The organism is Streptomyces sp. NPDC045022, assembly GCF_056432605.1.
Map to the genome: position 1 here is coordinate 1 of NZ_JBWKIR010000063.1, position 10,478 is coordinate 10,478.

Consider the following 10,478-nt stretch of genomic DNA (forward strand, 5'->3'; position numbering starts at 1 on the left):
CGTTCCCACTCGGCATCACTCAGATCACCCCGCCCCATGTCTCCGTCAACGAGTCCGGCACGGAACAGTCACATGATCGCCCGGACAGCTCCTAGGCGGCCGCCCGCGGAACGTGCGCGGCGGTCCCGAGGCGCTCAAGCAGGGCCTTCGCCTTCGCCTCGGCCTCCGGGCTCGGCGCGCTGCCGAGGGCGGAGGCGAGCTCGGCGCGGGCCCGGTCACCTCACCGACTGGACGAGCCAGCATCTCGGGCTCGTCCTCGACATCGTCCGCCGCAGCGAGGACGTCCGAGGCTTCCAGGCACTGCCCCGCCGCTGGGTCGTCGAGCGGTCCTTCGCCTGGCTACTGCGCAGTCGGTGCCTGGTCCGAGACTACGAACGCTGCACCGAGACCAGCGAAGCCGTCATCCGGTGGTCGATGATCGCACTCGTGAACCGCCGCCTGGCCGCACGGCATCATCGGCCTGCTGCCCTGCCGGCAGAGTGAACCTTCCCGGCTTCGCCTCCACCAGCCAGCCCCGTTCCACCAGCCAGCCCCGTTCCACCAGCCTCTTCAGACGTGCTCTCGCACCCTCGACCCGCGAGGCGGAGGCACTGTCCCAGCCGAGCACCACGGCCGCCCGTCGGGCGCCCAGCCCGTCGTCTCCGGCCTCCGCCGTGGCGGCCATCACCGCCTGGTAGTCGAGCGACAGGTCTTCGACCCCGGCTGCGCTCTGCCGATGCGGCACCGCACGGCGCGGGCCTACGGGCTTTCGCCGCGACGGATCGCCGACCGTCATGGCCGGTGCTTCCTCCTCGGCCAACGCTTCCAGATACTGCTCGAGCCCGATCCCCGGCGGCTGAGGACCCGTGCCACCAAGAGGCCACCGCGCCCGGATGGCAGCCCGGGAGCACCACTCTCCCACCACGGCAGAGCCGCATCACTGCAATCCGGCGATACCGCTATGCGGAGGGACTATCCGTAACCGGGGACGGAGCCGCTTCCGTCGTGGGCGTCAAAACAGTCCCTGTGGAGATGCGTTCTTTCCGCCATGGCAGGAGCAGTGCGCTCGCCATACACAGCAGGCCGGCGATGATCAGGGCACCGCGGACTCCCACTGGGGCGGTGATGAGACCACCAGCGATCATGAAGGCGGCCTGGCATGTCTTGGAGCCGACGGACCAGGGACATGAAAGCGTCCGGTGTGGCCGCCATGCGATACGTGGTGAACGACGGGTTGAAGACCCCGGCGCAGAGGAGCAGGCCGAAGTCGGCGGCCACGATGACGAACACGCCGGGGGCACCGGAGGGCGTCAGTGGCAGCAGGATCGTCCAGAGCGTGCGCGCGACACCGGACAGCAAGAGAATGCGGCACTGTCCGAATCGCTGGGTGAGCAGTGGGACCAGGCGTGAGCCAAGCACGCCGCCCAGGCACGGCAGTCCCAGGGCGAGTCCGTACTGCCACGGTGCCAGGCCGAGGTCGTTCAGCATGAGGACGGCCATCAGTGGTGACGTCATCATGATGGATCCACCGAAGAGCAGTGCGTTGAAGAACAGCGGCCGCAATCCTGCGTGCCGCAGGAGGTACTGCCAGCCGGCAGCGATGTCGCGGCCCAGGTGGGAGGTGGCGGCGCGGGCCGGTGGCGCGGGTTCAGGCTGCCGGATACGACGGTACCCAGGGCCGATCCGAGGAAGGACAGCGCGTCGACCACCATCGTGGCGGCCGTGCCCAGTGCCCCGATCAGAAGCCCGCCCACGGGCGGGCCGGCGCTGACGCTGATCCAGTTGGTCGTCTCGAACAGGCTGTTGGCACGAAGGCGGTGCTCGGGCAGGACAAGTGCCTTCAGATGCGCGCCACTCGCCGCGTCGAACGCGACAGACGCCGCCGTCCGGACAACGCGGCGGCCGGGGCACTCCTGGACCGGCCAACCCGGCACCGCCTCACAGGCATGACCCTTGCGTTCCTCCTCCTGTCCCTGGCAGGCAGCTCATTCCCGGGGGCAGTGGCCTGGCGTCGCGCTCTGGGGATGCTGCCCTCTGGCCGTGGTGATGTCTTGATCACGTGGTTGGAGTCACTACGCTGAGCGCCTTCATACCTCGGGAGGTTCGGTTGGTACGGCGGGGCACGCTCGGGTGGGACTTCCGGCAGTTGTGGGGCGCCTACGCGGTCAGCGCGGCGGGCAGTGCCGTCGGTATGGGGGCATTGCCGTTGGTTGCCCTCCTGGTGCTGGGCTCCTCTGCGTTCGAGGTCTCTTTGCTCGCTGCGTTGTCTGCAGTGGCCAGTGGAGTGATCGCTCTGCCGCTCGGTGTGCGTATCGAGCACCAGTACAAGCGGCCGATCGCCGACCTGGCCCGCTGCGTTCTGCTGGCGAGCGTTCCGGTCACCATGGCTTTCGGCAAGCTCACCTACACCCAGCTGTGCGTCGTCGGCGTTCGCCAACCGGCGGGCCCCGTAGGCGAGTTCCGTGGCTTCCCGGTCCGGCTGCTGGGGTAGCCTGCTCGACAGCGTTCGTGGCGTTCCCTCCGCGCCGCCTGCGGCGGGGCGCCACGCATGCTGCGGCTGCCCGCACCCGCACCCGCACCGGCCAGCAAACCTGGCCACCGACGACGCACCCCCTGGGCCTCTGCGAGACACCGGTGCTCTCGGCAGAGCAGGCGCGCGTACGCCTCCCGGTCCTGCCCGAACGCACCGACGATCGCCTGCCGCCGGCCGCACATTCAGCAGACCGCCCTGCGCCTGCGCCGGCAACAGGGGACCGGAATGGCCGCGAAACGTACTTCGCGCGCATCTATAGCGTGTTTTCCGCGTGCCGCTGCCGTCCCACCGTCCCACCGTGCCACTCGGCGACCGCCACGGACCGGGCTCTCGCAGCTGCTCCCTCAGCGGAGCCGGACCAAGCGGTCCACGAAGGCTCTCGCCGAACGCCTGGGCGTCTCGACCCGCACCGTGCAGCGCTACCGCGCCGGACAGCTGAGGAAGCCGCAGAAGCGCCTCCAGGCCGCGCTCGTGGAGGAGACCGAATCCCAGTGGCAACCGCAGGTCAGAGCACAGGCGAGGGAACGAGCGGCCACCTCTAGCGGGATGATGGTGGAGGTGACGGCCTACTTCGGGTTCACCTGCACGGGCAGCTCGGACGACGGCCGCGAGCGCACCATCACCACGCCGATATCACCCACCTACGTCTCCCAGATCCTCCAGCTCCAGGAGGCCGGTGCGACGTAGGAGGAGCTGCATCCGATCGTCGCGGAGGCCATCACCGAGTCGTATTTCACGGATTGGGGCACCCGGGCTGACGGGCTGCGCGCTGATTTCACACACGTTCGGTCGATCGAGTTCCAATTCTGACCCGGCCGGAATTCAGGGCCTGCTATAAACCATATTGAGCCGAAGCAGGATAGTTGTCACATAGGCAGGCTTGTTGTCACCGGCCTGGTAGCCGGCTGCTGTGCGAGACGGCGGGTGGCCGTGCGAGCGGGGGTATCTCGGTGGTGAATGAACGTCGCCGCTGCAAGGGTGCCCCCGTGCGGGATCACCGCGGGCCTGAAGGGGCGACCGTGGTGCGGGTATGGGGGGTGCCTCATCTGAGGAACCGGATTTGCGGGTAGCGGAGTGAGGGGTGCTGGAGCAGGTGGATGTCGAGGTGGCGTAGATGAAGGTCGAAGAATGCTCGTATGTAGTCGCGTTGGGCGTGGATGGCGTGGTTCGGGTCGAGGGTGCCGATTGCTTGCGTCACCTGGCTGGGCGTCACCCCGAGGATGGGCGCGGCCTGGGGTAGCAGTGTTTCCAGGTCGGTGAACGAGGTGTGGGTGGAGCCGATGAGGGCCAGTTCGCGTTTCCAGCCGTACTGGCTGGTCCAGAACTGATCCCAGCTGGGATCCTCCGGGCCTGGGCCGGGGTCGCTGCCGAAGAGAAGGAATGGCCGGTCGGTGCCGGCGGTGACAGGTGGTAGGAGGCTGCCGTCCAGGTTGACTCCGGCGCGCAGGCGCCGGTCGGCGCGGATGGCTGCGGCGGCTGTGGCGCCACCGAGGGAGTGGCCGAGCATGCCGATGCGGGACAGGTCGAACGCGCCGGTAAGGGTGGGTGGCAGGGGTCGCCGTCCGGCGTCGGTGTTGTGTCCGGCGTTGAGCGCGGTGAGCTGGTCCAGCACGAACCGGGTGTCCGCGGTGCGGACAGCGAGGGCCTTGGCGATCAGGGCATCGTCGATGTCGCCGGTAATGGCGAAGGTTTCCACCCGGCCGTCGGGAAACTCGACTTGGTCGGCGTCGTAGGTGTGGTCGATGGCCACGACCAGGTAGCCGTGGCTGGCTAGTTCCTCGATCAGAACCGTGCCGAGGCTGCGGTCGCTGTGCAGGCCCGGTGAGTACAGGACGACCGGTTTCCCGCACCGGCCGCGGTCCACCGGTGCGGCCAGATGGGCGTGCGTGGTGGGCAGCTGCAGCCTGCCGGACGGGATGCCCTGTTCCCGCTCGAAGAAGGTGCCGGCGCCGGATGTCATCCACGGCGCCAGCAAGTGGCCATGGGCGGTGCGTGCGGGGTACCAGAGCTGGATCATGAGTTCCCGAGCCGGGCGGGAATCCTGCCAGGGATCGACGCGCGACCGGTCGACCAGGTGCACCGCGAGCGTGCCCAGGGGATGCGGACCGGTTGGTGCGGGCAGGGTAAGCCGCACCGGAGTCGGCGTGGGATCGGCGGCGACCGGCGAGTCGGCGGCGGGTCGCGACTGGGCGAATGCCGCGGTGGCCAGCGGAACCGAAGCGAGGGCTGACGCCACGGCGGTACGGAGCAGCGCTCGGCGGGTCAGGAGCCGTCTCTCGTTTAACATGGCCAAAACGTAAGGTCTTCTTTCCATCTAGTCAAGGAGGCTTGACTAGATGGAAAGGAGACCTTACATTCACCGCATGACAAAGCAGGTACAGCAGGACCAGGTGACGCGCGCGGCCCGCCGCGCTGTGCTCATCGACGGCATACCCGTGTCTACATTGGGCGTGATAGCCCTGGCACTGGGCAGCAACCCCCATCAGAGCACCGCCCAGAAGGCGTGGTGGATCGCAACCACCGCCGTCTTCACCCTCGCGATCGCCTGGGTGCTGCTGCGGGCATTCCGGCGCGCGGACGAATACCTGCGCAGGATTCAGCTGGAGAGCATGGCCATCGCCTTCGCCGCAGTCCTGGTGGGGCTGCAGGTGGCTACCCTGCTCGATGCCGCGGGCATCATCCAGCTCCATCAGCTCGCGCAAGTGATCCTCCTCGGCGGCGTGGCCATCTGGATGACGATCGCCGACCTGCGTACCCGACTGAACCGGTGACGGCGCACTTTGAAGAACCGACTACGCGAACTGCGGGCAGCTCGCCGGTGGAGCCAGGCCGACCTGGCCGACCGGTGCCAAGTCTCCCGGCAGGCAATCAACGCCATCGAAACCGAGCGGCACGATCCCAGCCTGCCTCTGGCGTTCACCATCGCCGACGTCTTCGGCCTGACCATCGAGGAAATCTTCCGTCCCGACCGGACGGAAACAACGGGCAACCCGGCCTGACATTGAGCCTTTCCAGCCGAACCCTTCGGGGAGCATTGCCGACCAGGTGAGCCGAAGGGCGCCACTTGTCACCAAGATCTCCGTGCAAGGGGCGCCGGGCTCTCCGCCGGACCCGCTGGGCAGCTCAGGCGAACGGCGGAGCACCGTCCCCGGTGTGACCCTGCTTCACACGCCACCCGTGACAGATAGCGCGCCCACCTGGTGACAACTACCGTGCTTCGACCTCACCGAAGCCGCATGTCAGTGGAGGCTGATGGTGACACCTATCGTGCTTCGGCTCAGCCCATCAACCGCGACAAGAGCCCGCTGTTCGACGCCGACCACGACCCGGTCCGCGTCGCCGACGCGCTGCGCCGCAGCCCGCACTTCGCGGCCGCGGACGCCGACCCCGGCGGCGACACGGTGTGGTTCACCACCGAGGCCGGCATCAACTACACGCTGACCTTCAAGGCCCCGGAGCCCAGCGACGACGACCTGCTGCCCGAGCCGGTGCTCACCGAGGCCATCGCCGCGGCGATCCTCAACCACCCCGGCTTCGTCAGCGCCGATGCGGACTCGCCGCGCGAGGACACCATCACCATCCAGTCCCGCAACCAGGTGCGCCACCTCCTGGTCCTGGACGTCGACCGCGGCAACGCCCTCGCCCCGGAAGACCTGTCCACCCCGGCCGTCGACGTCGCCCTCGCCGCCGACAAGCTGCTCGCCAGCGACCCGAGCGACTCGGAGCGCGCCACGGCCGAACTCCTCAACTACGTGGCCGCCACCTGGGACAAGCAGGACCTGCCGCTGCGCGAGCCCGCCCAGGCCGTCACCCGCTCCCTGCGCACCCAGTAGGAGGGGATCCGTCCATGCCCGCATCCACGGCCACCTGGCGCGCGTACGGTGAGGTGACGACCCGCCGCCAGGAGGACCAGCCGATGAGTGCGCAGCCCGACCACGCCCCCCTCACGCCGCATGCCCCCGCGCCCGGGGCTCCGGCCGAACTCCTCGCCCAGCTGCGCGCCGACCGGCGGGCCGCGCAGTGGGTGCCGGCCTTCGAGCGGGAGTGGGCGGCCGCGCTCGAGGAATCACGGCGCACGTTCTCCCTCGCGCCGCTGTACGAGGTCGTCCAGGACTGGCAGGGCCGCCTCGCCTCCGCCCCGGCCGTCGACGCGTTCGTCGCCTCCGGCTACGACGACAGCGACTTCATCGACATGGCGGAGCTCCGCGGGCGGCGCCGGTGACCGCACAGCCGTACGCGGTCCGCTTCTCCACCCCGGCCGCGAAGATCCTCACCACCCTGCCCGAGCACGTCGAAGACATGGTGTGGGACGTCCTGGACGCCGCCGCCGGCGACCCGTGGGGCTTCCGGCAGTGGAACACCGACGACCCCGAGGGCGAGGACATCCGCCACGCCTCCGTCGGCCAGCTCTCCCTCACCTACTGGGTGAACCAGCCCCTGCGCCGCCTGTCCGTCCTCACCGTCACCTGGCTCGGATAGCCACCGGCGACAACGCCCTGACCCCGGCATCGCAACTGCCGGGTCAGGGCGTTGTCGATCGTAGCCACCGCCATATCCGCGGGCAGCCACCCAGGCGGCAAACGTGTTGCTGAACGGCAGCTCCCGAAGCGCAGTGAACGTCATCGTTTCAACGCCGCCGACCACCCTCGGATGACACACTCGTGAAAGCGACAGGCGGTGCTAGCCCACAAGGCAACCCGAGCATCATCGACGTGGCCGTTCGACTACACCTGCGGGCCCTTGGGGTAGTACATGACAATCGGATTCGACTAGCGAGAGTTGGAGCAGGCACGCGACCGGGCCCCGCCTTGGCGTGCCGGTCCACCCATGTTCGAGTCTGCTCTGCATCTCTTGCGTTCTGCCTTACCGGAGTTCGTCGGCAGCGTGATGGCGACGTCCGTCATCACGGTTGTCGGATGGACTGCCAACAAGGTCCGCCGTCGGCGGACCGAGCCTGTGCGGCCGCTTGCCGACAGCACAGGCGAAACCCGCTGCTCCCTCACGACACCGGCCCAGGAGGTCGGTCGTTCTTGAGGTAGCTGCCTCCGCCGGGCCGGCAGCGGTGCACGCTGCCAGCCCGGCGGCCCTTTCAGGGCTAGCTCGAGCCGTTGCGCTGCTTGGTGTCGTCGGCTCTCGCGGCCGCCGACTGTGCCCGCGGGGAGAAGCCGGTCTGGGCCGTCTTCTCTGGAGGGATCCTTCGCGGCCCTGGACTGGATCCGTGCGGCTGCCTCCGGTGTCATCGGCCCGTGGTCTTTGCCGTCTCCGCCCACGCCGCAGGTGATCGACCGGCCAAGGTCCTCCGGGGCCCGCGTCCCTTCGGTATGTCTTTCGTCCGGCGGGAGCGTGGGAGACCGTCAGGAACGAGCAGCAGTTGCCCAAGAGGCAGTCCACCGATGCGCAGATGGCCCGTCTCCGTCAGGCCGGGACGGGCGAGAAGTACACAGAAGCGCTGCGGTTCGTGCAGTCCGGCCGATCGGACCGCTTCGTAATGTTCCGTGCTCGCGGGGCGGGCTGGGACCCCATCACCAAGCGCGCGGTCCAGCAGCTCCGGCGGATCTGGCCCGAGGCACCCGCCCCTCACTGGGAAGAGAAGTACGGCGAGCTGTGCTGGAAGACCTTCCCGTGGCTGGACGCTCCGAAGGATGCGGCGGCGGTGGTGCTGAAGGCGTTCACCGAGGCGGCGACCACCTGCCAGACCTGCCCATCGCCGGGGCGTAAGCGGGTGGTGTGGATCTGGGATGCTGAGTACGGCTGGATCATGCCGTGGGTCAAGACCTGCTGTGACCGCTGCTACTTCGCACCGCGGCACCTCACGAATGATCCGCAGTACCGGGATCTGGTCAAGGAGTACGAGGAGCCCGGCCCGTTCCGGTCGGCTGCTGTGAGGCGCTGGAGGAAGTGGCCTCGGCAGTCCGCGCGCAGTTCGACCAAGGCGGGGTGCCGGCGCTGCTGGCGAAGCTGCAGGAGCTGCGCGAGTCGATGTGGCGCCGCAGCCCGCATTACGACGTCTTCAGCGGTCACGCGGTCGTGATGGCCGTCGAGAAGGCGTGCGTGCCGCTGCTGCACCGGGCGGGACAGGCGGGCGTCTGGTCCGAGCCAGTGTTGCCCGCGGCAGAGCGGCGGCAGGTTCTACAGGCCATCGACAGCCTTCTGAAGGTGCTCAATGCGATGGTCGAGGAAGAGCACCGCGGCTGACGGGAGCGCTGTCGCACATGTGCGAGAGGTGCGACAGACAGAGGGCCGGCAGTCGACCACTACCGGCCCTCTGGGTTGAGCTATTCGCCCTGCTCCTGTTCGGCTCGGGCTTCCGCCACGCACCGCGCGCAGTCGGGGCAGCGCTTGGGCCAGCCCTCGGGCGGCACGATGACAGCGTGCGCGCCCGGGTGGCCGCACGTTCCGCACTCCACCACGGCAATCACCTCCTTCTGCCTCTTACGTGCTCTCGCCCGGTGCCGGACAGGATCGACGGTGCCGGGCGAGTTGCCGCACGTGTGCGAGAGGTGCGACTACTGGCCCTTGATCCGCTGTTCCACGGCGGGCAGCTGCTCCAGGGCGACGGCGACGGGGCGAAGGTACCGACCCCGAAGGATGATCCGGATGCACACCATGCTCGCCTACGTCGTCGACCAGGTCGAGGAACCGCCGAACGCCATGCTCGCCGCCGTGGTGGCGGCCCTCCTCATCGAGGGTGTGAAGCGGCTGCTGCGGTGACCCTGTCGTCGCGGTCCCTCTCCGCGCCGACGCGGACAGTCGACGGCCTGCATCAGCCCGACTGCGACGGGCGGTCGAGGGGGATCTGCCGTTACAGGCCGAGTTCCGTGTCCGGCCGACAGTGGACACATGGTGGGACACCCTGGCGCAGGGCATCCAGCGCCTGCTCCCGGCCGGCCGACCGGCACCTGCCGCTTCTGGCTGCCACCCAGCAGCCGCCGGTGTGGACGAAATCCACGTTCGTACGGTTCAGGCCGTGCTGGATCAGCCAGGCCGGGGGCTGCGGCCGTCGCTCCTCGCCCTGCCGATGTTCGGCCTCCCGCCGCTCCTCGTCGGCGATCCAGCGGTCGATGACCTCCAGCTGCTCCACGATCCGGCGGGCGAAGCGCAGGGCGTCGAGTCGGGACATCTGCTCGCCACTCACCTGTCCTCCTCCTGTCCGTGACCTGGTGCGCGTGTCTCCAGCTTGCCTCGAAAACCGAACGAGCGCTCTAATCGGGGCATGCGCCGCGTTGGCTACCTCACCGCCACCCGGGAGCGCATCCTCCGCGTTATCCGCCAGTACATCACCGAGCACGGCCAGGCCCCGACTATGCAGCAGATCGGTGCGGCGGTCGGTATGCGCAGTCGGGCTTCCGTGCACTACCAGCTGGGAGAGCTGGTGCCAAGCACGCGATCGTCCGGGAGCCCGGCCGATCCCGAGGGATCCGCCTCGCATGACCGGCTCCCCCCGTCACCACCTGCTGCTCGCCTTCGGCGACAGGCCGGGGCAGCACGGCTGGTGGAACCGGGACGACACCCCCATGAGAAGTTCCGGCGCTGGGTCAAGCAATACGGGGGCACGCCCAACGTCCGCATCACCCTCACCCACGAGACCACCGCCGGCGTCTGGCCACCTGGCCCGACCCGCAGTAAGCCCTACGGCTACTCGGCGGCCGGCGCCTCCTGGCCGTGCCGCACGGCCCCGCAGTAGAGCCAGCGGCACCGCTGGGCGTCGTACTCCCGCCCGGTCAGCCCGTCGAGCCGCACACGCTCTTCCTCGGGTGCCCTTCCCAGAGCACGAGGCTTACGGGGCTCTCCCGACATTCCGACGATCGGACTTGGCCCTGCTCAAACTGGCCGACAGCCTCCGCCGCCCACGCCTCATTCCGAAACGATCCCTTACTGATCTTTTCGTTAGTTCAGTGGGTATGACGGGCTTGTTGGTGGGAGCCTGATGTTGTGTCTTTCAAGCCTTCGCCTGTTGTCTCCAGAT

14 protein-coding genes and 1 pseudogene are annotated in these 10,478 nt (G+C 68.7%); 10 read left to right on the forward strand and 5 right to left on the reverse strand.

All coding sequences use genetic code 11. The features are described 5' to 3' along the window. The first annotated feature begins 72 nt into the window (after positions 1-72). Positions 73-483, forward strand: coding sequence for a transposase (locus AC07C1_RS40805; protein ID WP_478947171.1), 411 nt, complete (start codon positions 73-75; stop codon positions 481-483). Here AC07C1_RS40805 and AC07C1_RS40810 read toward each other — a convergent pair. Then, positions 401-826 (reverse strand): annotated as a pseudogene (locus AC07C1_RS40810) (hypothetical protein); the annotation flags it as partial. The gene AC07C1_RS40805 and the pseudogene AC07C1_RS40810 overlap by 83 nt on opposite strands. A 125-nt stretch (positions 827-951) precedes the next feature. Further along, on the reverse strand, positions 952-1,890 hold the full coding sequence (locus AC07C1_RS40815; RefSeq protein ID WP_478947172.1) for an MFS transporter: 939 nt from the start codon (positions 1,888-1,890) through the stop codon (positions 952-954). A gap of 148 nt (positions 1,891-2,038) precedes the next feature. Here AC07C1_RS40815 and AC07C1_RS40820 point away from each other — a divergent pair, with 148 nt between their 5' ends. Then, a complete protein-coding gene (locus AC07C1_RS40820; protein ID WP_478947173.1) occupies positions 2,039-2,470 on the forward strand; it encodes a hypothetical protein in 432 nt (143 codons plus the stop codon). A 267-nt stretch (positions 2,471-2,737) separates the two neighbouring features. Further along, positions 2,738-3,199 (forward strand): telomere-protecting terminal protein Tpg, encoded by a 462-nt coding sequence (gene tpg / locus AC07C1_RS40825; protein ID WP_478947174.1) that lies wholly within the window; start codon positions 2,738-2,740, stop codon positions 3,197-3,199. A gap of 355 nt (positions 3,200-3,554) precedes the next feature. Here the strand turns inward: tpg and AC07C1_RS40830 are convergent, their stop codons facing one another. After that, entirely contained in the window at positions 3,555-4,799 is a 1,245-nt protein-coding gene (locus tag AC07C1_RS40830; protein WP_478947175.1) for an alpha/beta hydrolase family protein, read from the reverse strand. 76 nt (positions 4,800-4,875) lie between these two features. Here AC07C1_RS40830 and AC07C1_RS40835 point away from each other — a divergent pair, with 76 nt between their 5' ends. From AC07C1_RS40835 to AC07C1_RS40855, 5 genes are all read left to right on the forward strand, one after another. Further along, on the forward strand, positions 4,876-5,283 hold the full coding sequence (locus AC07C1_RS40835) for a hypothetical protein (RefSeq protein WP_478947176.1): 408 nt from the start codon (positions 4,876-4,878) through the stop codon (positions 5,281-5,283). A gap of 9 nt (positions 5,284-5,292) precedes the next feature. Beyond that, positions 5,293-5,511 carry a helix-turn-helix transcriptional regulator gene (locus tag AC07C1_RS40840; RefSeq protein WP_478947177.1) on the forward strand — a complete coding sequence of 73 codons (219 nt, stop codon included), beginning with the start codon at positions 5,293-5,295 and terminating at the stop codon, positions 5,509-5,511. Positions 5,512-5,748: 237 nt separating this feature from the next. Next, the gene (locus tag AC07C1_RS40845) at positions 5,749-6,345 is read left to right on the forward strand and encodes a hypothetical protein (protein WP_478947184.1); all 597 of its coding nucleotides are present in this window, start codon (positions 5,749-5,751) and stop codon (positions 6,343-6,345) included. A gap of 83 nt (positions 6,346-6,428) precedes the next feature. After that, positions 6,429-6,734 (forward strand): DUF6247 family protein, encoded by a 306-nt coding sequence (locus tag AC07C1_RS40850; protein WP_478947182.1) that lies wholly within the window; start codon positions 6,429-6,431, stop codon positions 6,732-6,734. Then, positions 6,731-6,991 carry a hypothetical protein gene (locus tag AC07C1_RS40855; protein ID WP_478947178.1) on the forward strand — a complete coding sequence of 87 codons (261 nt, stop codon included), beginning with the start codon at positions 6,731-6,733 and terminating at the stop codon, positions 6,989-6,991. Before AC07C1_RS40850 ends, AC07C1_RS40855 begins: the two co-directional genes overlap by 4 nt. A 1,098-nt stretch (positions 6,992-8,089) precedes the next feature. Here AC07C1_RS40855 and AC07C1_RS40860 read toward each other — a convergent pair. Beyond that, complete coding sequence (locus tag AC07C1_RS40860) at positions 8,090-8,272, reverse strand: hypothetical protein (protein WP_478947179.1); 183 nt, start codon at positions 8,270-8,272, stop codon at positions 8,090-8,092. A 138-nt stretch (positions 8,273-8,410) separates the two neighbouring features. On the opposite strand from AC07C1_RS40860, the gene AC07C1_RS40865 reads away from it, so the two are divergent. Further along, on the forward strand, positions 8,411-8,707 hold the full coding sequence (locus tag AC07C1_RS40865) for a hypothetical protein (protein WP_478947180.1): 297 nt from the start codon (positions 8,411-8,413) through the stop codon (positions 8,705-8,707). 607 nt (positions 8,708-9,314) lie between these two features. Here the strand turns inward: AC07C1_RS40865 and AC07C1_RS40870 are convergent. After that, positions 9,315-9,632 (reverse strand): DUF6233 domain-containing protein, encoded by a 318-nt coding sequence (locus tag AC07C1_RS40870; RefSeq protein ID WP_478947183.1) that lies wholly within the window; start codon positions 9,630-9,632, stop codon positions 9,315-9,317. 93 nt (positions 9,633-9,725) lie between these two features. Here AC07C1_RS40870 and AC07C1_RS40875 point away from each other — a divergent pair, with 93 nt between their 5' ends. Continuing rightward, a complete protein-coding gene (locus tag AC07C1_RS40875) occupies positions 9,726-10,196 on the forward strand; it encodes a LexA family protein (protein WP_478947181.1) in 471 nt (156 codons plus the stop codon). The last annotated feature ends 282 nt before the right edge of the window (positions 10,197-10,478 follow it).

Bases quoted from the DNA above. Each gene is read 5' to 3' on its own strand.
- AC07C1_RS40805 (WP_478947171.1), top strand. From the start codon at position 73: ATGATCGCCCGGACAGCTCCTAGGCGGCCGCCCGCGGAACGTGCGCGG.
- tpg (WP_478947174.1), top strand. From the start codon at position 2,738: ATGGCCGCGAAACGTACTTCGCGCGCATCTATAGCGTGTTTTCCGCGT.
- AC07C1_RS40830 (WP_478947175.1), bottom strand. From the start codon at position 4,799: ATGTTAAACGAGAGACGGCTCCTGACCCGCCGAGCGCTGCTCCGTACC.
- AC07C1_RS40835 (WP_478947176.1), top strand. From the start codon at position 4,876: ATGACAAAGCAGGTACAGCAGGACCAGGTGACGCGCGCGGCCCGCCGC.
- AC07C1_RS40845 (WP_478947184.1), top strand. From the start codon at position 5,749: ATGTCAGTGGAGGCTGATGGTGACACCTATCGTGCTTCGGCTCAGCCC.
- AC07C1_RS40850 (WP_478947182.1), top strand. From the start codon at position 6,429: ATGAGTGCGCAGCCCGACCACGCCCCCCTCACGCCGCATGCCCCCGCG.
- AC07C1_RS40860 (WP_478947179.1), bottom strand. From the start codon at position 8,272: ATGATCCAGCCGTACTCAGCATCCCAGATCCACACCACCCGCTTACGC.
- AC07C1_RS40870 (WP_478947183.1), bottom strand. From the start codon at position 9,632: ATGTCCCGACTCGACGCCCTGCGCTTCGCCCGCCGGATCGTGGAGCAG.
- AC07C1_RS40875 (WP_478947181.1), top strand. From the start codon at position 9,726: ATGCGCCGCGTTGGCTACCTCACCGCCACCCGGGAGCGCATCCTCCGC.